This is a genomic window from Citrobacter sp. GW821-FHT02E08, assembly GCF_059421685.1.
Genome location: NZ_JBWKVL010000002.1, coordinates 260,497 through 285,726, shown reverse-complemented (window position 1 = coordinate 285,726; position 25,230 = coordinate 260,497). Strand labels below are relative to the sequence as shown.

The 25,230-nt window shown below is 52.8% G+C and carries 22 protein-coding genes and 1 other annotated feature; of the genes, 12 read left to right on the top strand and 10 right to left on the bottom strand.

From position 1 onward, the window contains the following. A complete protein-coding gene (ykgO, locus tag AC07UY_RS03620; protein WP_192611404.1) occupies positions 1-141 on the top strand; it encodes a type B 50S ribosomal protein L36 in 141 nt (46 codons plus the stop codon). 72 nt (positions 142-213) lie between these two features. Here the strand turns inward: ykgO and AC07UY_RS03615 are convergent, their stop codons facing one another. The 6 genes from AC07UY_RS03615 to acrA all read right to left on the bottom strand — a co-directional run bounded on the left by AC07UY_RS03615 (position 214) and on the right by acrA (position 7,020). Next, a complete protein-coding gene (locus AC07UY_RS03615; protein WP_301696623.1) occupies positions 214-684 on the bottom strand; it encodes a YlaC family protein in 471 nt (156 codons plus the stop codon). A gap of 114 nt (positions 685-798) precedes the next feature. Beyond that, the gene (gene maa, locus AC07UY_RS03610) at positions 799-1,350 is read right to left on the bottom strand and encodes a maltose O-acetyltransferase (protein WP_494700729.1); all 552 of its coding nucleotides are present in this window, start codon (positions 1,348-1,350) and stop codon (positions 799-801) included. Between the two features lie 183 nt (positions 1,351-1,533). Beyond that, positions 1,534-1,752 (bottom strand): hemolysin expression-modulating protein Hha, encoded by a 219-nt coding sequence (gene hha, locus AC07UY_RS03605; protein WP_002892050.1) that lies wholly within the window; start codon positions 1,750-1,752, stop codon positions 1,534-1,536. 27 nt (positions 1,753-1,779) lie between these two features. Further along, positions 1,780-2,154 carry an Hha toxicity modulator TomB gene (tomB, locus tag AC07UY_RS03600; protein WP_012133514.1) on the bottom strand — a complete coding sequence of 125 codons (375 nt, stop codon included), beginning with the start codon at positions 2,152-2,154 and terminating at the stop codon, positions 1,780-1,782. 500 nt (positions 2,155-2,654) lie between these two features. Next, a complete protein-coding gene (gene acrB / locus AC07UY_RS03595; protein ID WP_203358644.1) occupies positions 2,655-5,804 on the bottom strand; it encodes an efflux RND transporter permease AcrB in 3,150 nt (1,049 codons plus the stop codon). A 22-nt stretch (positions 5,805-5,826) separates the two neighbouring features. Further along, entirely contained in the window at positions 5,827-7,020 is a 1,194-nt protein-coding gene (gene acrA, locus AC07UY_RS03590) for a multidrug efflux RND transporter periplasmic adaptor subunit AcrA (protein WP_203358643.1), read from the bottom strand. A 139-nt stretch (positions 7,021-7,159) separates the two neighbouring features. Here acrA and acrR point away from each other — a divergent pair, with 139 nt between their 5' ends. Together acrR and mscK are read left to right on the top strand one after the other, a co-directional pair. Beyond that, the gene (acrR, locus tag AC07UY_RS03585) at positions 7,160-7,813 is read left to right on the top strand and encodes a multidrug efflux transporter transcriptional repressor AcrR (RefSeq protein WP_494659247.1); all 654 of its coding nucleotides are present in this window, start codon (positions 7,160-7,162) and stop codon (positions 7,811-7,813) included. A gap of 120 nt (positions 7,814-7,933) precedes the next feature. After that, on the top strand, positions 7,934-11,296 hold the full coding sequence (gene mscK / locus AC07UY_RS03580) for a mechanosensitive channel MscK (protein ID WP_203358641.1): 3,363 nt from the start codon (positions 7,934-7,936) through the stop codon (positions 11,294-11,296). A gap of 30 nt (positions 11,297-11,326) precedes the next feature. Here the strand turns inward: mscK and rsmS are convergent, their stop codons facing one another. Then, entirely contained in the window at positions 11,327-11,482 is a 156-nt protein-coding gene (rsmS, locus tag AC07UY_RS03575; RefSeq protein ID WP_276292553.1) for a pleiotropic regulatory protein RsmS, read from the bottom strand. A 14-nt stretch (positions 11,483-11,496) separates the two neighbouring features. Then, the gene (priC, locus tag AC07UY_RS03570; RefSeq protein ID WP_494659248.1) at positions 11,497-12,024 is read right to left on the bottom strand and encodes a primosomal replication protein N''; all 528 of its coding nucleotides are present in this window, start codon (positions 12,022-12,024) and stop codon (positions 11,497-11,499) included. 69 nt (positions 12,025-12,093) lie between these two features. Between priC and AC07UY_RS03565 the strand changes: the two genes are divergently transcribed. The 6 genes from AC07UY_RS03565 to htpG all read left to right on the top strand — a co-directional run bounded on the left by AC07UY_RS03565 (position 12,094) and on the right by htpG (position 18,191). Continuing rightward, entirely contained in the window at positions 12,094-12,471 is a 378-nt protein-coding gene (locus tag AC07UY_RS03565; RefSeq protein WP_494700730.1) for a DUF454 family protein, read from the top strand. A 151-nt stretch (positions 12,472-12,622) separates the two neighbouring features. Beyond that, a complete protein-coding gene (gene apt / locus AC07UY_RS03560) occupies positions 12,623-13,174 on the top strand; it encodes an adenine phosphoribosyltransferase (RefSeq protein WP_192611414.1) in 552 nt (183 codons plus the stop codon). Positions 13,175-13,288: 114 nt separating this feature from the next. Beyond that, complete coding sequence (dnaX, locus tag AC07UY_RS03555) at positions 13,289-15,217, top strand: DNA polymerase III subunit gamma/tau (RefSeq protein WP_494659249.1); 1,929 nt, start codon at positions 13,289-13,291, stop codon at positions 15,215-15,217. Beyond that, positions 14,550-14,614: a sequence feature (DnaX frameshifting element), on the top strand. (Overlaps the previous gene by 65 nt.) A gap of 53 nt (positions 15,218-15,270) precedes the next feature. Beyond that, complete coding sequence (locus AC07UY_RS03550; RefSeq protein ID WP_003021764.1) at positions 15,271-15,600, top strand: YbaB/EbfC family nucleoid-associated protein; 330 nt, start codon at positions 15,271-15,273, stop codon at positions 15,598-15,600. Further along, on the top strand, positions 15,600-16,205 hold the full coding sequence (gene recR / locus AC07UY_RS03545; protein ID WP_192611416.1) for a recombination mediator RecR: 606 nt from the start codon (positions 15,600-15,602) through the stop codon (positions 16,203-16,205). The genes AC07UY_RS03550 and recR overlap by 1 nt, the downstream gene beginning before the upstream one ends. 111 nt (positions 16,206-16,316) lie before the next feature. Then, positions 16,317-18,191 carry a molecular chaperone HtpG gene (htpG, locus tag AC07UY_RS03540; protein ID WP_494659250.1) on the top strand — a complete coding sequence of 625 codons (1,875 nt, stop codon included), beginning with the start codon at positions 16,317-16,319 and terminating at the stop codon, positions 18,189-18,191. Between the two features lie 59 nt (positions 18,192-18,250). Here htpG and AC07UY_RS03535 read toward each other — a convergent pair whose 3' ends face one another. Both AC07UY_RS03535 and AC07UY_RS03530 read right to left on the bottom strand, forming a co-directional pair. Continuing rightward, positions 18,251-18,937, bottom strand: coding sequence for a GntR family transcriptional regulator (locus AC07UY_RS03535; RefSeq protein ID WP_203358633.1), 687 nt, complete (start codon positions 18,935-18,937; stop codon positions 18,251-18,253). Positions 18,938-18,974: 37 nt separating this feature from the next. After that, complete coding sequence (locus AC07UY_RS03530; protein WP_494700731.1) at positions 18,975-20,888, bottom strand: PTS fructose transporter subunit IIABC; 1,914 nt, start codon at positions 20,886-20,888, stop codon at positions 18,975-18,977. Between the two features lie 241 nt (positions 20,889-21,129). Between AC07UY_RS03530 and AC07UY_RS03525 the strand changes: the two genes are divergently transcribed. The 3 genes from AC07UY_RS03525 to adk all read left to right on the top strand — a co-directional run bounded on the left by AC07UY_RS03525 (position 21,130) and on the right by adk (position 25,157). Next, a complete protein-coding gene (locus tag AC07UY_RS03525) occupies positions 21,130-23,421 on the top strand; it encodes a pyruvate formate lyase family protein (RefSeq protein ID WP_494700732.1) in 2,292 nt (763 codons plus the stop codon). An 8-nt stretch (positions 23,422-23,429) separates the two neighbouring features. Next, entirely contained in the window at positions 23,430-24,335 is a 906-nt protein-coding gene (locus tag AC07UY_RS03520) for a glycyl-radical enzyme activating protein (RefSeq protein WP_494700733.1), read from the top strand. Positions 24,336-24,512: 177 nt separating this feature from the next. Then, complete coding sequence (adk, locus tag AC07UY_RS03515) at positions 24,513-25,157, top strand: adenylate kinase (protein ID WP_276292543.1); 645 nt, start codon at positions 24,513-24,515, stop codon at positions 25,155-25,157. Positions 25,158-25,230: the final 73 nt, after the last annotated feature.

Sequence of the window (25,230 nt, the reverse complement as noted above, 5' to 3'; positions counted from 1 at the left end):
ATGAAAGTAGTGAATTCACTTCGCAGTGCAAAGCAACGGCATCCGGATTGCCAGGTCGTCAGACGCAAAGGACGCGTGTATGTGATTTGTAAAACGAATCCGCGTTTTAAAGCGGTACAGGGGCGTAAAAAAAGACGTTAACGGTATTGCCAACATTTCAGGGAACCCGGTGCGCACCAGGGAAGGGGCGCACTTTTTCTGGCAACATGAGGGCTAAGGGGTTGCCTGAGCGCGTGTAAGCGTAAAAATATCGTAGAAAGAGAGTTCACCTTTACGCGATATCATTTTTTGCAGTTGCGCTTTATGGTCGCTGTCTACACGCGGGGAATGGAGAATGGCGGTGATAAGCGTGGGGGGAACAAAGCGTGTGTTATACCACTCACCGTTATAACAAACTCTAAAATCCAGCACGTCGATATCTTCGTAACGGTAGCGTGGCGCGACGTCAAAAAAGAAAAAGCCATTTAACAATACAAACAAGACCACCAGCAACCAGACGGAATCCACCAGAGTTTCGGACTGGAGCATCACGGCCAGCGTGGCAAACCAGGCGATATACATGCCGACAAACAGTCCAGGATGTTTGCGAATGAAGCTAATGCTAAAACGCGGTCTGTTATCGCGCTTTTCACGCGTGTTGAGATCGTCAATGGTTTCGGTAAGCAGGCGTTGTATTTCTGTCATCTTTTGCCTTCGTGATTTCAGCAACATTCAGGGGAACAGCCCATTTTAAAAGGGTGTACCGGATGAAAAAAGTAACAGATTAACCTCAATTTAGCATAACAGTTACATTTCACTTTACAGCGTTTTGATGACGCGAGCCGGATTCCCGCCAACCACCACATTTGCCGGAACGTCTTTAGTCACCACCGCGCCTGACGCAACAACCACATTATCACCGATGGTCACGCCAGGATTAATCACGGCGCGTCCGCCGATCCAGACGTTGTTTCCGATAGTGACGGGTTTTCCCAATTCCCTGCCGCTGTTGCGTTCAGTGGCGTCCAGCGGATGTGTGGCCGTGTAGATATGCACACCGGGGGCAAGCATGCAGTTATCGCCGATATGAATGGGGCAGACATCAAGCATCACGCAGTCGAAGTTAGCGTAGAATTCTTTCCCGAGATAAATGTTATAGCCGTAGTCGCAGCGAAACGAGGGTTCGATCCAGGCGCCATTTGCGCGCCCCAGTAATTCATTCAGGATTGCCTGACGTTCATGCTTTTCATCAGGCGAGGTGTGATTGTATCGATGGGTTAACTGACGCGCCCGCAGACTGTCTCTGCGTAAGGTCTCGTCTGCCGGGCGATACATCTCGCCAGCAATCATCTTTTGTTTTTCTTCACTCATCACGCGCTCTCCTGTGGTTTGCCTGAATGTCGCAATACAGTAAAACGCAGCACGTCGAAAGGGAACGTTCCCATTAGGCCGGTGTGATCCAGCTCACGTGAATAAACGTAAGAATTAACAGTAAATACGGAAAATTAGCCTGTCTGGCTGCACGCATGTCTTCCCTGAGAAATGCATAACCAATTAACGAATAAATTTCCAGACCGAGGTGGGGATCTTGTCGTAAAGCTTATTCATCGTCAATTCTGCGAGGCGGTGGTCTGCTGCTGAGTAAAATACAGCCAGTTCATTGTCAGATAATTCATATTTATTTTTCTCAATAACACGTTCAAGCGTGTCAATAGTCTGACAGCGTCGCAAGCGCATCAAATAATCAGTTTTAGTTAATGGTTTATCGGACATAAATCTTACCTATGATTGTAATAGTTTTTAACAAGACAAACTAACAGGATTAGCCCTGGTGGCGTTGACAAAACAGCGAAACAGGCGGTTTCCCGATTTTCGCCATTTCTGAAGATCCTGCGCATTAATGCCATAACTGCTGAACAACATAAACGTGTCGTCCAGATATTCATCTATCTGCGCAATCAGCTTATTGTCCTCATTGTACTTAATTTTATAATTAAGTGCGAAGGTTGCAATATGCTCTATCAGCTCATTAAGCTGGAGATTGATCGCCGATGTTGGGTCGTTAACCCAGCCATGGTTACTTTCTTCAAGGTTTGCAAGGCAGTCATGATACAGGGTTTCACAGAGAAACTTAAGCTGTGCGATATCATGTCTTTTGGGTGAGTATTCATCCATAACGCATCCCCTTCTTAGTGGCTTGAACTAACCGAACACCTTCGGGATGGATACAACTTACTGACCTGGAACTTACCCTCTCTCTTGATGATTTAACTATAATCCACTCTAAAAAAGATTTCATCGTCATATTACGAAAAATTACAATTAGGGCGAATTAGGTCACAGCAGCCAATTTTACCCATTTTAGCAGACATATGCGCTGGCGCGGAATGAGGAAAAATCTTTATTACGTTTGCAATTCATCAAGTTACCCCCTTTGGACGTCACAACTTGTGCTAACTGCTTGTCGCAACGTAGAAAGTACCAGGAATAGTCTTAATATTTCTTAATTAATAAGAATATAAAAAATTACCAAACAGTTCAGGAATAGCCTTTGGCAATCTATGGATTATATGCCTTATTTATCCTGGATAAAATAAATGAACTGACAATAAGCGTTTTTTATGAATTTTATCCAATAAAAAGGCCGCTTGCGCGGCCTTTGTTAAGAGGATGAATTAGTGATTCTCTACCGAATGGCTATGTTCAATGTCTTCATTCTTGCGGCTAAAGCGGCGGCGAACCACCACAAAGAAGACCGGCACGAAGAAGATTGCCAGAACGGTTGCGGTAACCATCCCGCCCATTACGCCTGTACCGACGGCGTTCTGCGCGCCGGAGCCTGCGCCGGAGCTGATTACCAGCGGCATAACCCCCAGGATAAACGCCAGAGACGTCATCAGAATGGGGCGTAAACGCATACGAACGGCGTCCAGCGTTGCCTCAATCAGACCTTTACCTTCTTTATCCATTAAGTCTTTGGCGAATTCGACGATCAATATCGCGTTCTTCGCCGACAACCCAATGGTTGTCAACAGGCCTACCTGGAAGTAAACGTCGTTGGTCAGGCCGCGGAAGGTGGCGGCAAGCAATGCACCGATAACACCCAGCGGAACCACCAGCATGACGGAGAACGGAATTGACCAGCTCTCGTACAGCGCTGCCAGACACAAGAACACGACAATCAGTGAAATTGCATACAGGGCAGGGGCCTGGTTGCCTGACAAGCGTTCCTGATAAGACATACCTGTCCAGTCATAACCGATACCGGATGGCAGTTTACTGGCCAGCTGTTCCATCATCGCCATGGCTTCACCGGTACTCTTACCTTCTGCAGCCTGGCCGAGAATTTCCATTGAAGGCAGGCCGTTATAGCGTTCCAGACGCGGTGAACCGTATTCCCAGCGAGAAGTGGAGAAGGCGGAGAACGGTACCATCTGTCCATTGCTACCACGCACATACCAGTTACCAATATCTTCCGGCAACATACGGTATTTGGCTTCAGACATGACGTAAACTTTCTTCACACGACCGCGGTCGATAAAGTCGTTTACGTAGCTTCCGCCCCAAGCTGCGCCAAGCGTTGTATTAATGTCACTGATAGAAACGCCAAGTGCCTGCGCTTTTTCCTGATCGATGTCGATCTTGAATTGCGGCGTATCTTCCAGACCGTTAGGACGTACGCCAACCAACAAATCAGGATGCTTAGCCACTTCGCCAAACAGCTGGTTACGCGCCTGGGTCAGTTTCTCGTGACCTAACCCCGCCTGGTCAATCAGCTGGAAGTCGAAGCCGGTCGCTGTACCCAGTTCAACAATCGCAGGCAGGTTAAAGGCAAATACCATGGCGTCTTTAATCTTCGAAAACGCCCCCATGGCACGACCTGTAATCGCCTCTACCTTGTTCTCTTTACCCGGACGTTGACTCCAGTCTTTCAGAGAGACGAACGCGATACCGGTGTTCTGACCACGACCCGCAAAACCAAAGCCGTTAACGGCAAAGACCGATTCAACGTTGTCTTTTTCTTTGGTCAGATAGTAGTCCGAGACTTCGTCCAGCACCTTCTGCGTACGCTCCTGAGTCGCACCCGCTGGTAGCTGGGCCATCGTCATGAATACGCCCTGGTCTTCATCAGGTAAGAAGGAGCTTGGCAGGCGAACGAACAGGTATGCCATACCAACCACAATGATCAGATAGAGCAGCAGATAACGACCGGTGCTGCGCAGAATGTTGCCTACGCTGTCGGTGTAATGGTTCGTACTCTTATCAAACATGCGGTTAAACCAGCCGAAGAAGCCTTTCTTGCCTTCGCCGTGATCGCCTTTGGCGATAGGTTTGAGCATGGTGGCGCACAGGGCTGGCGTCAGGATCAAGGCCACCAGTACCGACAAGGCCATTGCCGAAACGATGGTGATAGAGAACTGACGATAAATTGCACCGGTGGAGCCGCCAAAGAAGGCCATCGGAATAAATACCGCAGACAGTACCATCGCGATACCGACCAGTGCGCCTTGAATCTGGCTCATGGATTTACGCGTGGCTTCTTTTGGCGGCAGGCCTTCTTCCGCCATAACACGTTCAACGTTCTCGACCACCACGATGGCGTCATCCACCAACAGGCCGATGGCGAGCACCATCCCGAACATCGTTAGGGTGTTTATCGAGAAGCCGAATATCGCGAGGATGGCGAAGGTACCCAACAGGACCACCGGAACAGCAATGGTCGGAATCAGCGTCGCGCGGAAGTTCTGCAGGAACAGATACATTACCAGGAACACGAGGATGATAGCTTCCGCAAGCGTTTTCACCACTTCGTGAATAGAGATCTTCACGAAGGGGGTGGTGTCATACGGGTAAACAATCTTCAGACCCGATGGGAAGAACGGCTCCATCTTTTTCAGTTCGGCACGGATCGCCGCAGCGGTATCCAGCGCGTTTGCGCCGGTCGCCAGTTTGATCCCCAGACCGGAGGCTGGTTTACCGTTGAACTTAGCAATAATGTCGTAGTTCTCGCCACCCAGCTCCACTTTCGCGACGTCACGCAGGCGAACCTGAGAACCATCCTGATTCACTTTCAGCAGAATTTTGCTGAACTCATCGGCGGAGGTCAGACGCGTTTGCGCGATAATTGATGCGTTAAGTTGCTGGCCTTTCACCGGCGGCGTACCACCCAACTGACCGGCAGCAACCTGGGCGTTTTGCGCTTTGATTGCGGTAATCACATCAACCGGCGTCAGCTGGAAGTCGTTCAGTTTGTTCGGGTCCATCCAGATACGCATTGCGTACTGAGAACCGAACAGCTGAACGTCACCCACACCGGACGTACGGCTGATGGCGTCTTTCATGTTGGCACCGACGTAATCCGAGATATCTTCCTGAGTCATGGTGCCGTCAGTGTTAATGACGCCCACGACCATCAGGAAGCTACTGGATGATTTCTCAACGCTAACACCCTGTTGCTGAACTTCCTGAGGAAGTAACGGCATTGCCAGTTGCAGTTTGTTCTGCACCTGAACCTGTGCGATATCCGCATCGGTACCAGACTGGAAGGTTAAGATGATCTGCACGGTACCCGTGGAGTCACTGTTTGAGGACATGTACATCAGGTTATCGATACCGTTCATATTCTGTTCGATAACCTGTGTCACAGTGTCCTGCACTGTTTTGGCATCCGCGCCAGGGTAGGTCGCGGATATCGATACTGCTGGCGGCGCAATCGTAGGATATTGCGCTACCGGCAGCTTGAGGATCGCGAGTCCCCCTGCCAACATGATGATGATGGCGATCACCCACGCAAATATAGGGCGATCGATAAAGAAATTAGGCATGTCTTAACGGCTCCTGTTTAAGTTAAGACTTAGACTGTTCAGGCTGGCTTCCGCTCGCGGCTTGCTGTTCGTTATCAGCAGCCACTTCTTGTGCTTTTACCTGCGCGCCAGGACGCACTTTTTGCAGCCCACTTACAATCACGCGGTCGCCCGACTTAAGACCTTCAGTCACCAACCACTTGTCGCCGATCGCCTGAGTGGCGACGATCTGACGGGTTTCCACTTTGTCATCCGCACCAACAACCAACGCACTGGCTTCACCACGCGGGGTACGCGTCACACCCTGTTGCGGAACCAGAAGTGCGGTTGGATTCGTCCCTTCTTCCAGACGCGCACGAACGAACATGCCTGGCAGCAAGGTGTGATCCGGGTTCGGGAAGATAGCGCGTAACGTAATCGACCCAGTGGTTTGGTCAACGGTCACGTCAGAGAACTCCAGCGTACCGGATTGCGGGAATTTAATTCCGTCGTTGGTAACCAGATCGACCTTGGCTTTCCCGTTCTCCTGCTTCAGCGTGCCATTCGCCAACTCTTGCTTGAGACGCAGGAAATCATTGCTCGACTGTGTCACATCGACATAGATAGGATCGAGTTGCTGGACGGTGGCAAGCGCAGTGGCCTGGCCATTCTGTACCAGTGCACCTTCAGTGACAGACGATTTACCAATGCGACCGCTGATAGGCGAAGTCACTTTGGTGTAGGCCAGATTGATACGTGCGGATTCGACGGCGGCTTTTGCGGCCACAACAGCGGCATTCGCCTGTTGTGCATCCGCCTGCGCGGTATCGTAATCCTGTTGACTGATGTACTTCGTGCCCAACAGTTTCTGGTAACGCTTAACGGTCAGCTGTGCGATGTTCGCCGCCGCCTGCGCTTTGGCTAAATCACCTTTTGCACTTTCGTAAGCTGCCTGATAAGTCGCAGGATCAATCTGATAGAGAGACACACCTGCTTCGACGTCACCGCCTTCCGTGAAATTACGCTTCAGGATAATACCGCTTACCTGAGGGCGAACTTCCGCAATACGGAAAGCGCTGGTGCGACCCGGGAGTTCAGTCGTTATCTGCAGAGGTTCAGTTTTGAGCGTCACAACTCCAACTTCTGGCTTCTGCTGGCCCCCTTTTTGGGCCTCTTTGTCGTCACATCCTGTTAGCGCTAAGCTGCCTGAGAGCATCAGAACGACCGCCAGAGGCGTTAACCCTCTGTTTTTGTTCATATGTAAACCTCGAGTGTCCGATTTCAAATTGATCAATGGTCTAGCCCATAAACCCATTACTGCGTTTATATTATCGTCGTGCTATGGTACATACATTCACAAATGTATGTAAATCTAACGCCTGTAAATTCACCAACATATGGCACGAAAAACCAAACAACAAGCGCTGGTAACACGACAACACATACTGGATGTAGCTCTGCGTCTGTTCTCGCAACAAGGTGTATCATCCACCTCGCTCGTGGAGATTGCAAAAGCTGCTGGCGTCACGCGCGGTGCAATCTATTGGCATTTCAAAAACAAGTCGGATTTATTTAGCGAAATCTGGGAACTATCAGAATCCAATATTGGTGAGCTTGAGATTGAGTATCAGGCAAAATTCCCCGACGATCCACTATCAGTATTAAGAGAGATTCTAGTCTATCTTCTTGAAGCCACTGTGACAGAAGAGCGCCGACGGCTGCTGATGGAGATTATATTCCATAAATGCGAGTTTGTTGGGGAGATGGTTGTCGTTCAGCAGGCCCAGCGAAGCATCTGTCTGGAAAGTTATGATCGCATTGAACAAACGCTAATGCATTGTATTAATTCGCAAATGCTACCCGAAAATCTTAACACCCGCCGGGCGGCGATATTAATGCGCAGTTATATCTCCGGCATAATGGAAAACTGGTTATTCGCCCCGCAGTCTTTTGACCTTAAAAAGGAGGCGCGCGATTATGTCGCTATTCTGTTGGAGATGTATCAATTTTGTCCAACGCTGCGGGTTCAGTTATCTGGCGAAACGCCCTGAAACCCTTTCCAGGAATTTTCCTGGACGCTTTTCATCCTGCTATTTTGTCTGTCTGAGCCGTGTTATTCTTGCGGCCTGACTATTTTCGGTCGTTCTTTCGGTTCAGAAACCTTCATTCTCATGACTATGTTGCAGCTTAATAAACGTTTACAGCATCTTGTTTTTATAACCTTTTTTTTCTTCATCCTGCTGCTGTCCTGCCAGTCATCTGCATTTGCGCGCGCGCAATCGAATGGTGACCTGCCGACGAAAGCCGATGTGCAAAGCCAACTGGACGCGCTGAGCAAACAAAAAGACCTCTCTGCGCAGGACAAGCTGGTACAGCAGGATCTTCTTGAGACACTGGAGACGCTCGATAAAATTGAGCGGGTGAAAGATGAGACCGTTCAGTTGCGTCAGAAAGTGGCGCAGGCTCCGGAAAAAATGCGCCAGGCGTCAGATGCGCTCAATGCGTTGAGCGACGTCGACAACGATGATGAAACGCGAAAAACACTTAGCACACTCTCATTGCGTCAGCTTGAATTGCGCGTTGCGCAATTACTGGATGATTTGCAAAGCGCGCAAAACGATCTGGCGGCCTATAACAGCCAACTCGTTTCCCTCCAGACGCAGCCAGAGCGGGTACAAAACGCCATGTACACCGCCTCACAGCAGCTGCAACAAATTCGTAATCGACTGGATGGCACCAATGTGGGCGAAGCGGCGCTCCGCCCAAGCCAGCAGGTGCTGCTCCTGACGCAGCAAGTGTTGCTCAATGCGCAGATAGATCAACAGCGTAAGAGTCTGGAAGGCAATACGGTCTTGCAGGATACCCTGCAAAAGCAGCGTGATTATGTGACGGCAAACAGCAACCGACTGGAACACCAGCTTCAGCTGTTACAGGAAGCGGTAAACAGTAAACGCCTTACGTTGACGGAAAAAACGGCGCAGGAAGCGGTCAATCCGGATGAGACAACGCGTATTCAGGCGAACCCGCTGGTGAATCAGGAGCTGGAGATCAACCACCAACTGAGCCAGCGGCTGATCTCGGCCACGGAAAACGGCAACTCGCTGATGCAGCAAAATATTAAGGTCAAAAACTGGCTTGACCGCGCGCTGCAATCGGAACGCAATATTAAGGAACAAATCGCGGTTCTCAAAGGCAGCCTGCTGCTGTCTCGTATCCTTTATCAGCAACAGCAAACCCTGCCGTCAGCCGACGAATTGAAAGACATGACCAACCGCATTGCGGATTTGCGTCTTGAGCAATTTGAAGTCAACCAGCAGCGTGACGCGCTGTTTCAGAGCGATGCCTTTGTCGCCAAACTGGAAGAAGGGCACGCCAAAGAGGTTAATGATGAGGTTCACGACGCGCTGCTACAGGTGGTCGAAATGCGCCGCGAACTGCTTGATCAACTGAACAAACAGCTGGGCAATCAATTGATGATGGCCATTAACCTGCAGATCAATCAGCAGCAGTTAATGAGCGTCTCCAAAAACCTGAAAGAGATCCTCACTCAGCAGATTTTCTGGGTTAACAGTAACCGCCCGATGGACTGGGACTGGATTAAAGCCTTCCCGCAGACGCTGAAAGATCAGTTTAAGTCGATGAAAATCACCGTAAACTGGGAAAAGGCCTGGCCTGCGGTGTTTATTGCTTTTCTGGCGGGATTACCCTTATTACTGATCGCCGGTCTCATACGCTGGCGGCTGGGTTGGCTCAAAGCTTACCAGCAAAAATTAGCCGCAGCGGTGGGGTCATTGCGTAATGACAGCCAGCTCAACACGCCAAAAGCGATTCTCATTGATCTGATTCGCGCCTTACCGGTGTGTCTGGTCATCCTTGCCGCCGGTCTGATCCTGCTCACCATGCAGCTTAACATCAGCGATCTCCTGTGGGCGTTCAGTAAAAAAATGGCGCTTTTCTGGCTGGTGTTTGGTTTGTGCTGGAAAGTGCTGGAGAAAGAGGGCGTCGCAGTACGCCACTTTGGTATGCCAGCACAGCTGACCAGCCACTGGCGCCGCCAGATCGTGCGTATCAGCCTCGCGTTACTGCCCCTGAATTTTTGGTCTGTGGTGGCGGAGCTTTCGCCCCTGCATCTGATGGACGATGTGCTGGGTCAGGTAGTCATTTTCCTGAACCTGCTGCTGATTGCTTTCCTGGTGTGGCCGATGTGCCGCGAAAGCTGGCGCGACAAAGAATCGCATGGCCTGCGACTGGTCACCATCACGGTGTTATCAATCGTGCCTATTGCGCTGATGGTCTTAACGGCGACCGGTTATTTCTATACGACGCTGCGTCTGTCAGGTCGCTGGATTGAAACGGTCTATCTGGTGATTATCTGGAATCTGCTGTATCAGACGGTATTGCGTGGATTGAGCGTTGCCGCCCGCCGTATTGCCTGGCGTCGCGCGCTGGCGCGTCGTCAGAATCTGGTCAAAGAAGGCGCGGAAGGTGCCGAGCCGCAGGAAGAGCCGACCATTGCGCTCGAACAGGTTAACCAGCAAACGCTGCGTATCACCATGTTGCTGATGATCGCGCTGTTCGGCGTGCTGTTCTGGGCAATTTGGTCTGATTTGATTACCGTGTTCAGCTATCTCGATAGCATTACGCTCTGGCATTACAACGGTACGGAAGCGGGCGCGGCGGTGGTGAAAAACGTCACCATGGGCAGTCTGCTGTTTGCCATTATTGCCTCCATGGTGGCCTGGGCGCTGATCCGAAACTTGCCGGGGCTGCTGGAAGTGCTGGTGCTTTCGCGCCTGAAAATGCGCCAGGGTGCGTCTTACGCCATCACCACGATCCTCAATTATGCGATCATTGCCATTGGCGCAATGACGGTGTTTGGATCGCTCGGCGTATCGTGGGACAAACTGCAGTGGCTGGCAGCGGCCCTGTCGGTCGGTCTTGGTTTTGGTTTGCAGGAGATCTTCGGTAACTTTGTTTCGGGTCTGATTATTCTGTTCGAACGCCCGGTACGTATTGGGGATACGGTCACGATCGGTACCTTCTCGGGAACGGTAAGCAAGATCCGCATTCGCGCTACTACCATTACTGACTTTGATCGTAAAGAGGTGATCATCCCGAACAAAGCGTTTGTGACCGAGCGTCTGATCAACTGGTCGCTCTCGGATACCACCACACGTCTGGTGATCCGTCTTGGCGTGGCCTACGGTTCGGATCTGGACAAAGTGAAAAAAGTGCTGTTGCAGGCCGCGGCGGAACACCCGAAAGTGATGCACGATCCGGAACCGGCGGTATTCTTTACCACCTTTGGCCCCAGCACGCTGGATCACGAGCTGCGTTTATATGTGCGTGAACTGCGCGATCGTAGCCATACGGTAGATGAACTGAACCGTGCTATCGATCGTCTGTGCCGTGAAAACAATATCGACATCGCCTTTAACCAGCTTGAAGTGCATCTGCGCAACGAGAAAGGGGATGAGGTGACAGAAGTGAAACGCGAGATCAAAGGCGACGATCCGACGCCAGCGATAGGGTAAACACGTTCTCTTCTTCCAGCAGCTCTCTTCCTATGAGGAGGCGAGCTGCTGAGTTTTCCTTTCATAGTCCCGCTTTATAATCTCCAGCGCTTTCAGCACCGTGTCGGGCGCGACGTTGTGCTCTTCTAATAACATAATCAAATCAACGGCCAGTTTGACCTCATCAGGGGCGTTTTCAAGCGACATAGCGTCTCCGGGGGTTAGCGGGTTAAACGTGCCAGAACGTTTTCTATTTTTTCCAGCGCGTGGCGACAGCGCGCCAGACGGGCCTCATAGGCTTCAACTTCACGATGCAATCTCTGTTGTTCATCCAGGCGAGTTGCCCTGGCGAGCAGGGCTTTACGCTCTTGGGTCATTTCCAGCAAACGGCGTTCAAATTGCTGGTGCTGAACCCGTTTGCGTTGCCAACGGGTGAGAGCCGGAGAGCCACTGTCCCATTCCCGGAGGGACCACGAGGCGGTTTCACGAGAGATCGCTTCCATCTGGGAGGCAAGATGCTCAGCGAGCCAGGCGATTTGGGGCAACTGCTGCTGATCAACGGCATGGCGCAGGGCGGTCAGGTTTTCCCCGGCTTCCTCGAGATAGGCCTGTAGCAATGTGCTGCGTGTATGAAAAAGATGGCGGTCAAAGCGAGGGCTGAGGGTTGCATGCAACGCCTGCGGAGCGCAACGCTGGCGCAGGTCAATGAGTTGCTCTTCCAGCTTCTGTAACAGCATGTCGGTTTTCAATTTAACACTCCGATGAAAATGATAACCGTTATGCTAAAGTAGCATTCAGGTGTTCCAGATACTCTTATTATGCAACGTATTATTTTAATCATTATTGGCTGGCTGGCGGTAGTGCTGGGAACATTGGGTGTTGTACTGCCGCTGTTGCCCACCACGCCTTTTATCTTGCTGGCGGCCTGGTGCTTCGCCCGTTCCTCGCCACGCTTTCACGACTGGTTACTCTATCGTTCGTGGTTTGGCGGATACCTTCGCTATTGGCAACAGCATCACGCGATGCCTCCTGGCGCCAAACCTCGGGCGATCATATTTATTTTGATTACCTTCGGCGTTTCTCTTTGGCTGGTCAATATGATGTGGGTCCGGATCCTGTTACTGGCAATTTTAAGCTGTCTGCTGATTTTTCTGTGGCGGATCCCGGTGATTGATGAAAAGCAACAAAAGCACTGAAGCACCATAATCGCTGTTGCAATTGTTGCCAACAGCCAGTAAATTCGACCGTTTTCGAGCACAGGCGCAGGCGGTCAAAGGTTAAACAATCGTTACCTTGACCTGATATGATTGCGCCGTGAGTAACACCGTTCTTAGCAGGCATACATCCATGACCGCGACTGCACAGCAGCTTGAGTTTCTTAAAAATAGCATCAAAAGCATTCACGACTACCCAAAACCGGGCATTCTTTTCCGTGATGTCACCAGCTTACTGGAAGACCCGAAAGCGTACGCGCTTAGCATTGAATTGCTGGTTGAGCGATACAAAGATGCGGGCATCACCAAAGTCGTCGGCACTGAAGCGCGTGGCTTCCTGTTTGGCGCGCCGGTAGCACTGGGCCTGAACGTGGGCTTTATTCCCGTGCGTAAACCACGTAAATTGCCACGTGAAACGATCGCTGAGAGCTATGAACTGGAGTACGGTACCGATCAGCTTGAAATTCATGTCGATGCCATCAAACCGGGCGACAAAGTTCTGGTGGTTGATGATCTGCTGGCAACCGGTGGAACCATTGAAGCGACCGTAAAACTGATCCGTCGTCTGGGCGGTGAAGTGACGGATGCGGCCTTCATCATCAATCTGTTCGATCTCGGCGGCGAGCAGCGCCTGGAAAAACAGGGACTGACGTGCTATAGCCTGGTGCCTTTCCCGGGACACTGATTCAGGCTATCTGCGTCTGAAGCATTAGCAAGAGACATGACCTCGCTGTATCTGCGAGGTTGTGTTAGCATTACCCCTTCGTGAATCCACCTTCCAGCGTTTCAGAGCCTGCCAATGAGTTATCAGGTCTTAGCCCGAAAATGGCGCCCACAAACCTTTGCTGACGTCGTCGGCCAGGAACATGTGCTGACCGCACTGGCGAACGGCTTGTCGTTAGGGCGTATTCATCATGCTTATCTTTTTTCCGGCACCCGTGGCGTCGGGAAAACCTCTATCGCCCGTTTGCTGGCGAAAGGGCTGAATTGTGAAACCGGCATTACCGCCACCCCATGCGGCGTGTGTGATAACTGTCGTGAAATCGAGCAGGGGCGTTTTGTCGATCTGATTGAGATCGATGCCGCGTCGCGCACCAAAGTTGAAGACACCCGTGACCTGCTGGATAACGTCCAGTACGCGCCTGCGCGTGGTCGTTTCAAGGTCTACCTGATCGATGAAGTGCACATGCTGTCGCGCCACAGCTTCAACGCGCTGCTCAAAACCCTTGAAGAACCGCCAGCCCATGTGAAGTTTCTGCTGGCGACCACCGATCCGCAGAAACTGCCGGTGACGATCCTCTCGCGCTGTCTGCAATTTCATCTCAAAGCGCTGGATGTCGATCAAATCCGCCATCAGCTTGAGCATATTCTCAACGAAGAGCACATCAGCCATGAACCGCGCGCACTGCAATTGTTGTCCCGCGCGGCGGACGGCAGTTTGCGCGATGCGCTGAGTCTGACGGACCAGGCGATCGCCAGCGGCGACGGTCTGGTCTCCACTCAGGCGGTGAGCGCGATGCTCGGTACGCTGGACGATGACCAGGCGCTTTCTCTTGTTGAAGCCGTGGTGGAAGCCAACGGCGAGCGTGTGATGTCGCTGGTCAATGAGGCGGCCGCGCGGGGTATCGAATGGGAAGCATTGTTGGTTGAGATGCTGGGTCTGCTGCACCGCATTGCGATGGTGCAGCTTTCGCCTGCGGCGCTCGGTAGCGACATGGCGGCCATTGAACAGCGTATGCGTGAACTGGCGCGGGTCGTGCCGCCAACCGATATTCAGCTCTACTATCAAACGCTCTTAATTGGTCGTAAAGAGCTGCCTTATGCGCCGGACCGGCGGATGGGCGTTGAAATGACGCTACTGCGTGCGCTGGCATTCCACCCGCGTATGCCGCTCCCGGAGCCAGAGGTTTCGCAACCCGCTTTTGCACCGGTCGCCCCGACAGCGGTCGTGACCCCGACTCCGGTGTCACAACACGCAGCGCCTGCGTATCAGGCACCTGCGGCTCCGCTACCGGAATCTACCAGTCAGGTGCTGGCGGCGCGTAGTCAGCTGCAGCGTGCTCAGGGAGCAACCAAAGCAAAAAAGAGTGAACCGGCAGCCGCTACCCGCGCGCGGCCGGTGAATAATGCTGCGCTGGAAAGACTGGCCTCCGTTTCTGAACGTGTTCAGGCGCGCCCGGCAGTCTCTGCGCTGGAAAAGACGCCCGCGAAGAAAGAAGCCTATCGCTGGAAGACAACCAATCCCGTTGTTGAAGTGAAAGAGGCGGTCGCCACGCCGAAAGCGCTGAAAAAAGCGCTGGAGCATGAAAAAACGCCAGAGCTGGCGGCCAAACTGGCGGCGGAAGCGATTGAGCGCGACCCGTGGGCTGCGCAGGTGAGCCAGCTTTCACTGCCAAAACTGGTGGAGCAGGTCGCGTTAAACGCGTGGAAAGAGGAAAACGGCAATGTCGTGTGTTTGCACCTGCGTTCTACGCAGCGGCACCTCAATTCCAGCGGTGCGCAGCAAAAGTTAGCTGAGGCGTTAAGCGCCTTAACGGGCTCACCGGTTGAACTGACCATCGTTGAAGACGATAATCCTGCGGTGCGAACGCCGCTGGAGTGGCGTCAGGCGATTTATGAAGAGAAACTCGCGCAGGCGCGTGAGTCGATTATTGCGGATAATAACATTCAGACGTTGCGCCGTTTCTTCGACGCAGATCTGGACGAAGAGAGTATCCGCCCCATTTGATCGTAAGCTGTGCTTATGGTCGTCATCCCTTAACGTGATTGAGAGAGAAGCCTATGTTTGGTAAAGGCGGTCTGGGTAACCTGATGAAACAGGCCCAGCAGATGCAAGAAAAAATGCAGCAGATGCAGGAAGAAGTCGCCAAGCTGGAAGTGACTGGCGAATCTGGTGCTGGCCTTGTGAAAGTGACCATTAACGGCGCGCATAACTGCCGTCGCGTGGAGATCGATCCAAGCCTGCTGGAAGACGACAAAGAGATGCTGGAAGATTTGGTTGCTGCGGCATTCAACGATGCGGCTCGTCGCATTGAAGAGACCCAGAAAGAGAAAATGGCATCCGTCTCCTCCGGCATGCAACTGCCGCCAGGCTTTAAGATGCCGTTCTGATGCAAACCAGCCCGCTGTTAACACAGCTGATGGAAGCGCTGCGTTGCCTGCCGGGCGTTGGCCCCAAGTCAGCGCAGCGTATGGCGTTCACGTTACTGCAACGCGATCGCAGCGGCGGGATGCGTCTGGCGCAGGCGCTGACGAAGGCGATGTCGGAGATCGGCCACTGCGCCGATTGCCGCACCTTCACCGAGCAGGACGTGTGTAACATCTGTTCGAATCCGCGTCGTCAGGAGAACGGTCAAATTTGTGTCGTAGAGAGTCCTGCGGACATCTACGCCATTGAGCAGACCGGGCAGTTTTCCGGGCGTTACTTCGTGCTGATGGGGCATCTGTCGCCGCTGGACGGTATTGGACCGGATGATATCGGTCTTGACCGTCTGGAGCAGCGACTGGCAGCCGAGCAACTCAGTGAAGTGATCCTCGCGACCAACCCAACGGTCGAAGGGGAAGCCACGGCAAACTATATTGCCGAGCTTTGCGCACAATATGACGTTGAAGCCAGCCGTATCGCCCATGGCGTACCGGTCGGCGGCGAGCTGGAGATGGTTGATGGCACTACGCTTTCGCACTCTCTTGCCGGGCGTCATAAGATTAAATTCTAAACAAACGGAGGTCGTGCCCGCGGCCTCCGCTTGAAATCCCTCACGCTCGTCCCCATTTCCCTCTCAACGTGTTTTTTACCATTAAAAATGGCATTGTTGAGGTAGATCTACATGAAAGGACAAGAAACCCGCGGTTTTCAGTCAGAAGTAAAACAGCTTCTGCACCTGATGATCCATTCTCTGTATTCCAATAAAGAAATCTTCCTGCGTGAGCTTATCTCTAACGCCTCGGATGCGGCAGACAAGCTGCGTTTTCGCGCGCTGTCTAACCCGGACCTGTACGAAGGCGACGGTGAGCTGCGTGTGCGTGTCTCCTTCGATAAAGATAAGCGTACGTTGACCATTGCCGATAACGGCGTGGGGATGAACCGTGACGATGTTATCGATCATCTGGGGACCATCGCGAAGTCCGGCACCAAGTCCTTCCTCGAATCCATGGGCTCCGATCAGGCGAAAGACAGCCAGCTTATCGGTCAGTTCGGGGTCGGTTTCTACTCCGCGTTTATCGTTGCCGATAAAGTGACCGTACGCACCCGTGCGGCGGGCGACAAGCCGGAAAATGGCGTGTTCTGGGAATCTGCCGGTGAAGGTGAATATACGGTTGCTGATATCACGAAAGCGGATCGCGGAACGGAAATCACCCTGCACCTGCGTGAAGGGGAAGACGAGTTCCTCGATGACTGGCGCGTACGTTCCATCATCAGCAAATATTCTGACCATATCGCACTGCCGGTAGAGATTGAAAAACAGGAAGAGAAAGACGGTGAAACCGTGGTTTCCTGGGAAAAAATCAACAAAGCGCAGGCGTTGTGGACGCGTAACAAGTCTGACATTAAAGACGACGAATACAACGAATTCTATAAGCACATTGCTCACGACTTCACTGACCCGCTGACCTGGAGTCACAACCGCGTGGAAGGGAAGCAGGAGTACACCAGCCTGCTGTACATCCCGTCGCAGGCGCCGTGGGATATGTGGAACCGCGATCACAAGCACGGCCTGAAACTGTACGTTCAGCGCGTGTTTATTATGGATGACGCTGAGCAGTTCATGCCGAACTACCTGCGCTTCGTCCGTGGCCTGATAGACTCCAACGATCTGCCGCTGAACGTTTCCCGCGAAATTCTCCAAGACAGCACGGTGACCCGCAATCTGCGCAGCGCGCTGACCAAACGCGTATTGCAGATGCTGGAAAAACTGGCGAAAGACGACGCTGAAAAATACCAGACATTCTGGAAGCAGTTCGGTCTGGTGCTGAAAGAAGGCCCGGCGGAAGACAACGCTAACCAGGAAACGATCGCCAAACTGATGCGTTTCGCCTCTACGCACACCGACTCTTCCGCGCAGACCGTTTCACTGGAAGAGTACATCTCCCGGATGAAAGAAGGGCAGGAGAAGATCTACTACATCACCGCAGACAGCTATGCGGCAGCGAAGAGCAGCCCGCATCTGGAACTGCTGCGTAAGAAAGGCATCGAAGTGCTGCTGCTTTCTGACCGCATCGATGAGTGGATGATGAACTACCTGACCGAATTCGACGGCAAGTCGTTCCAGTCCGTTGCCAAAGCTGACGAGTCTATCGATAAGCTGGCGGATGAAGTGGATGAAAGCGCGAAAGAAGCGGAAAAAGCGCTGACCCCGTTCGTTGAGCGAGTGAAGACCCTGCTGGGTGACCGTGTGAAAGAAGTGCGTCTGACGCACCGTCTGACGGATACGCCGGCCATCGTGACCACCGATGCGGACGAAATGAGCACCCAGATGGCGAAACTGTTCGCTGCTGCGGGCCAGGCGGTACCAGAGGTGAAATACATCTTTGAACTCAACCCGGATCACGTGCTGGTGAAACGCACGGCGGATACCCAGGATGAAGCACAGTTCAAAGAGTGGGTTGAATTGTTGCTGGATCAGGCGCTGTTCGCCGAACGTGGCACGCTGGAAGATCCTAACCAGTTCATCCGCCGTATGAATCAGCTGCTGGTGTCGTAATTTTTACAAGACACTGAGCATCACCACAAAAGGGCAACGCAGGTTGCCCTTTTTTCGTTTTAGCGCATCGACACCGTCGTCACGCTATTTGTCGCCAACGTTTCCTGCGTGTACTGCGCCAGTTCACCGCTTTGTAAATAGACCTTGTGGGTGATGCAGAGACTCACTTGCCCTTCCGGTAACCGCAAAAGCCAGGCTTCATCCGCATTGAGTATTTTTCCCGACCATATTTTGACGTCGTGACTGATGGCGTAACCACAGGTTTGCTCAATGTAGTGAAGCACTGACTGGCGGCAGTTTTCCTGAGTAAACGCCGGGAATAACGCCTGCGGCATCCAGGTTTCTTCAATGATAGCGGGCTGTTGGTTGATGATCCGCATTCGACGATAGTGAATCAACGCGGTCTCTGGCGGTAAGTCGAACTGCGCTGCTACCTCAGTAAAGGTCGACTGAATATCATAACTGAGCACCACGTTATCCAGCGTTTGATCCCGGTGAATACGTTCCGACAGCGTAATGACATTGTTGTCCTGGTAAAACTCGGGTGGATTAACGAAGATCCCTGAACCTTGTCGGGTATGGACGAACGATTCCCTTTTCAGGCGCGCAACGGCTTTCTGAATGGTGGGGCGGCTGACGCCGTAGCGCTCTGCAAGGGCATGTTCACCTTCTACCGGCTCACCGGCAGCGTATTCACCTTTAAGGATTTTCTCTCTTAACAACAGATAGATATCAAGATACTTCATGGCGTCCGTTGTGGCGCGTCTTACGACGCGCCCTTTGTTAGGCTTGCGGTTGAACGAGAAATTGCTGCTTTTTCGTCATTCTAAGTCGTTTGAGCGCAATAGCAATTGCAGCAGTGGTGATAATGCCGCTGCCCATTGCGATGAGCGCCATTAACGGCTGATCAAAACCGCCCAGCAGCACAATGATCGGGCCGCCATGCGCGACATTGCAGTGCAGGCTGAAAACAAAGCCCAGTATGCATGCCACCGCAGAGCCAATCATGTTAGCCGGGATCACCGACAGCGGATCGCGGGCGGCAAAGGGAATCGCGCCTTCCGAAATCCCGACCAGCCCCATCGCTGCTGCGGCCTTACCGTTTTCGTACTCTTCCTCGTCAAACAAACTGAAACGCCTGCCGATAAAGGCCGCCAACGCCATGCCCAGCGGAGCAACCGGGATGGCTGCCGCCTGTGCGCCCATAAACTGCGTTTGCCCCTGGGCGATAAGACCCACGCTGAACATAAAGACCACTTTGCCAAAGGGACCGCCCATGTCAAAGCCCTGCATCAGTCCCATCACCAGGCCAATCAGAATGATATTGCCGGTGGAAAGGTTGGTCAGCATATGGTTAAGGAAGGCCATCAAGTCGGCGACCGGCGCGCCGATGACAAAGATAAATAACGCGGCGATAAACGCGGTGCCCGCAATAGGAGCGATCATGATCGGCACCAGCGGTAGCAACATTTTGTGCCAGGAAAGATGGGTCAACCAGCGGATGAAATAGCCCACCAGCAGCCCGGCAATGATCGCACCGATAAACCCACATCCTGCGCTGGCGCCGTAAAACGAACCGGTATTGGCAATCCAGCCGCCGATAAGTCCTGGCGCGAGCGCTGGCCGTTCACCAATCGCGTAAGCGATATACCCGGCGAGGACTGGGATCATTAGAGTGAACCCGACGACGCCGACGTTCAGCACCTGGTTCCATAAACTGCCCTCCGGGATAGCCAGTCCTGACGGCGTCGGCACACCGCCCAGCGCCAGCGCCAGGGCGATCATCAGCCCGCCGGTCACGACAAACGGGATCATGTACGAGACACCGTTCATCAGCGATTTGTATAACTGGCTACGTACCGATGTGGTCGATGCCTGCGTTTTGGCTGTGCCTTTTGCCTGGTAAGGTTGTGCCGCCAACGCCTGGTTAATTAACCCTTGCGCATCTTTGATGGCGGCTTTGACGCCTGTGATGACCACTTTCTTACCGTTAAAGCGATCCAGATCGACCTGCTTATCACAGGCGACAATTATGGCGTCAGCCCGGGCGATATCGTCCCCGGTCGGCGCATTTTTTACGCCAATGGAGCCGTTGGTTTCGACAATGGCCTCATAGCCCATTTCAGCGGCCGCTTTTTCCAGCATCTCTGCGGCCAGGTAGGTGTGTGCAATCCCCACCGGGCAACCCGTCACGCCGATGATCAGTCCGCGTGAGGCGGCGGTGCTTATCGTTTCGGTAGACGCTTCACTGGACTGGCAGAAATAATCCGTGACCGCCTGAGCATCCTGACAGGCGAGGATCTGGCTGACGCTGTCATCTTCCACCAGTCGGGAAGAGATCTGCGCCAGAACCTCTATGTGGGCTTCACTGGCCTGTTCCGCCGAGGCGATCATCAGGATCAGGTGGGTGGGTTGCCCATCTTCAGCGCCATAATCAATACCCTGGCGACTGATGCCAATCGCGACGGCAGGCGATAAAACACAGCTGCTACGGGCGTGCGGAAGTGCAACACCGCCTTCAAATCCGGTATTTCCCGTCTCTTCTCTTGCCCATATCTCCTGGATAAATTCCCCTGTGTGGCGAATTTTATTCTCGCTGAATAAAAGGTCTGCGAGTTCAGTCAGCGCTGCCTCTTTTTGGCTTGATTTGAGATCCAGACAAATCAACGCCGGATGAATAAGGTCGTTTATCTTCACAGTAGACTCTCACGATTATTTGTATTTACAACTTTCGCAGAGGCTAAAAGTTTACCCTGTAGGGGATCTTGATATTGATCATGACTTGAGCCACGTATGACGCCGTTTATTTGGATTTGCTGGCGATTTCACACAATACACCTGGTGATGATTTGTTCATTTCAGGATTCTTGATTTAGGTCAAAGACGGTTATTTGTAATTACAAGTTAATAGAGGGACGATTTTTATGGAGGCAGGACAGTGAGCAAACAACCGATTATCGCCGAACAAGTCGACGTGAATAAAAAGATCCCGTGTGAAAAAAGCCCGGAAGAGCAACTCGCGATCATGGAAGCCTACACCCGGGCATTTCAGTCAACGCCGGAGCGCTTTGCACGCGAAGTTCGCTGCCTGCAGGAACTCTATCCCACGCTGTTCCGCCGTCCTTTTGCCGACGATCTTATTCTCGGACGTGTCGATGCGCTACCGATTGGCTTTGGTTGCGTCACCTCGGTGGGCGGCGTTGGCCACTACTGCCATTTTGCGAAGTTAAGCCAGCTGCGTGAAACGCTGGAAACAGAAGCCCAGCGGGAGAGAGTCGATGCGCTTGAGCACTTCTGGCGCGAGCATGACACCCGTACGGTCTATTTCCGCCAGGCGCTCACCGACGACACGTTGGGCAAGTTTGTCGATGTTAACTTTCCGGCGATCGCCACCGCGCGCTTAAGCGGGATGTATCTGGATTATCCGCAGCTGATGGATCTGGGGATCGGCGGGCTGCTTTTGCGCATTGACCAACAGCAGAAACTGGCTGAAAGCGTGAAGGATGAGACGGCGGTTCAGTTGTATCACGCCTTCCGCGATGTGCTGGGCATTTTGCAGCAGGTGATTGACCGACACATTCAGCTTGCCGCAGACGAAATGGTGAATTGCACGGATACCGATCGCTGCCAGCATCTGGTGCTGTTAATGAGTGAACTGGCTGCCATCCGCAATGATAAACCGGCCACCTTTATTCAGGGGATTGAGTTGAGCTGGCTGTATAGCCTGTGTGCGGGCGTGGTGAACTATGGGCGCATGGATGACTATCTTGGGGATCTGCTGGTGGCGGATCTTCAGGCCGGAAGACTGACCGAACGGCAGGCCATTGACTGTATTCGCTCCCACTATCGTCTGATTGAAGCGCGTAAAACCACGGTGAACGGCCGCGTTGTTGTCGGCGGGAAAGGGCGACGCAACCCGAAAAATGCCGATGTCTATTGCCGCCTGGCGATTCAGGCCGTCGAAGAAAATGGCGATACGGAACCGCAATTTACATTGCGTATCTATGAGGGGATGGATAGTGCTATCTGGCAACAGGCGCTGGCGGTAATTGGCACCGGTTTGACCTATCCCATTCTGTATAACGATGACGTGAATATTCCGGCAGTGATGAATGCTATGCAGGTGCCGGAAGTGGAAGCTGAGCAGTACGTCCCCTTTGGCTGCGGCGAGTTCGTGCTGGCCGGAAGAAGCGTCGGCACGCCGAATACCTGCATGAACTTACTTAAAATTCTCAATATTTCGCTCAGCGGCGGCATTGATTTTTGGGATGGCAAAGAGAAAAGCGGTGGTGTTGCATTAATTCAGCCAGCACAGATAACCTGCTTTGAGGATGTGCTCAGTAACTACCAGCGCTTACTGGATTACTACATTGACACCACGGCGCGCGCCCAGGCGTTGTCTTATCAGGTGATGAATGAGCAAGTCGGATTTTTATTCACCTCACTGCTGACGGCAGACTGCGTGGCGCGCGGTAAAGCCCTTCTTGATGGCGGCGCGCGTTACCTGGGGGGGACTAACGAAACCTACGGAAACACCAATGCAGCGGATTCCCTGACCGCGATCAAACAGGTCATTTTTACCGAGCAACGCTACAGCTACATGACGCTGATTGCGGCGCTGCAAGCGGATTTCCAGGGGTACGACGACCTGAAGCGCGCGCTGATTGCCGCGACGAAGTTCGGTAATGATGACGACGCTGCCGATGACCTTGCGGTAATGCAGCATCGCTATGTCTGCAACGGCGTGCGTGACGCGGCGAAGCGGGTTGGGCTGGACAGCTATCTGGTGGTTATTATCAACAACCAGGTGAATACCGAATGGGGGCGTGCCACCAGCGCGTCAGCGGATGGGCGACACAAAGGCATTTATATGAGCAATGCCAACAACCCACAAAGCGGCGCGGATAAAAATGGCCCGACGGCGATGCTTAACTCGTTGTTGAAACTGGACGCGAAATATCACGCCGGTTCGGTACAAAACATCAAATTCAGTAAAGGGTTGTTCAACACCCGTCGCCCGCTGGTTGAGGCGTTAATGCACTCGTATTTTGAGCGGGGCGGGCCGCAACTGATGGTCAGTGTGGTGGGCAAGGGCGAACTGGAGGCGGCGTATCAGCACCCGGAAAAATACCCCAATCTGATTGTGCGAGTCGGCGGGTTCAGCGCGCGCTTCGTCAATCTGGACAGAGATGTTCAGCAGGAAATCCTCAACCGTACGCTGAACGACTGAGGTGCGCGATGAGCGAGACGGGCACGATTTTTGATATTCAGAAATTTTCTCTCCACGATGGGCCAGGGATCCGCACCACGGTATTTCTGAAAGGCTGCCAGATGCGCTGCGTCTGGTGCCACAACCCAGAATCGCTGAGAGCGGAAAAGCAACTGGCGTTTATGGAGCATAAGTGCCTGCAATGTCAGCGATGTGCTGAGGTTTGCCCGCACGGTTGCCACCAGTTTGCACAAGGGCGGCATGAGATTGACTACTCTGCCTGTCAGGCGTGCGGACGCTGCGTTGAGGCGTGCCCGGCGCAAGCGCTTAAAATCTACGGTCAGACCCGGGATGTTGACGATATCATCGCCGAGGTCATCAAGGATAAGCCCTACTTTGAGAAAACGGGGGGCGGAATAACGTTATCCGGGGGAGAGGCGATGTTCCAGTTCCCCTTTGCGTTAGCCCTTGCAAAAGCGGCGAAAGCCGCGGGTTTGCACGTCTGTATTGAAACCAACGGCGCATCGCGCCCTGAGCGCTATCGCGAGATAGCGCCGTGGGTGGATCTTTTTCTACTCGATTATAAAGTGACCGATGTGCGTGCGCATAAATCGCATACCGGGATCGCCAAACGTGTGGTGGAGACGACGCTGGAAACGCTCAATGAGATTGGCGCAAAGGTTGTCCTGCGCTGCCCGCTCATTCCGGGGTATAACTTCAATGACGAGCATCTTGCGGCGATCCGCGCGATCACCGCCCGTTACGACGCGATCCAGCATGCCGAAATATTGCCATACCATAATTTAGGGATGGCGAAACATCGTGAGCTGGGGCAGATCCCGGTTTGCACGATTGCCGTACCGGACGACGCGACCGTGGCGAAGGCTCTGGACGTTCTGAATCAGGGGGGAGGAAAAGCGGTGCGTCGGGGGTAGGGGCAGATTCCGCAAGCAGAATATCCGCAGGATTTAAAAGGCGTGATTCAAAATATTTCACGATATCCTACTGTTAACCGTTTCAGCGGAAGGCGCCTTTCTTGAGCCAATTGCGTGATGGTGGTATCGTTTAGCGCTTTTTAAAAAATATCGACAACCTTTAAGGGGATTTTCGTAATGCGTATCATTCTGCTTGGCGCTCCGGGCGCGGGTAAAGGCACTCAGGCTCAGTTCATCATGGAGAAGTATGGTATTCCGCAAATCTCCACCGGTGATATGCTGCGTGCCGCAGTGAAGTCGGGTTCCGAGCTGGGCAAACAAGCAAAAGACATCATGGACGCCGGTAAACTGGTGACCGATGAGCTGGTTATTGCACTGGTGAAAGAACGCATCGCTCAGGAAGACTGCCGCAACGGTTTTCTGCTCGACGGTTTCCCTCGCACGATTCCGCAGGCTGACGCCATGAAAGATGCGGGCATCGTGGTCGATTATGTTCTCGAATTTGCCGTACCGGACGAGCTGATTGTTGATCGCATCGTGGGTCGTCGTGTTCATGCGGCATCTGGCCGTGTATACCACGTCAAATTCAATCCGCCAAAAGTGGAAGGTAAAGACGATGTGACCGGCGACGAGCTGACCACGCGTAAAGACGACCAGGAAGAAACCGTACGTAAGCGTCTGGTCGAATACCATCAGATGACCGCGCCGCTGATCGGTTACTACCAGAAAGAAGCCGAAGCGGGTAACACCCAATACGCGAAAGTTGACGGTACTCAGGCCGTGGCTTCCGTGCGTGCTGACCTGGAAAAAATCCTCGGTTAATCGCCATATCTTCACCCGGCACCCGCCGGGTGAATTTTTATACCTCTCACAGCAATTAGTTCTTCTTCCTCAC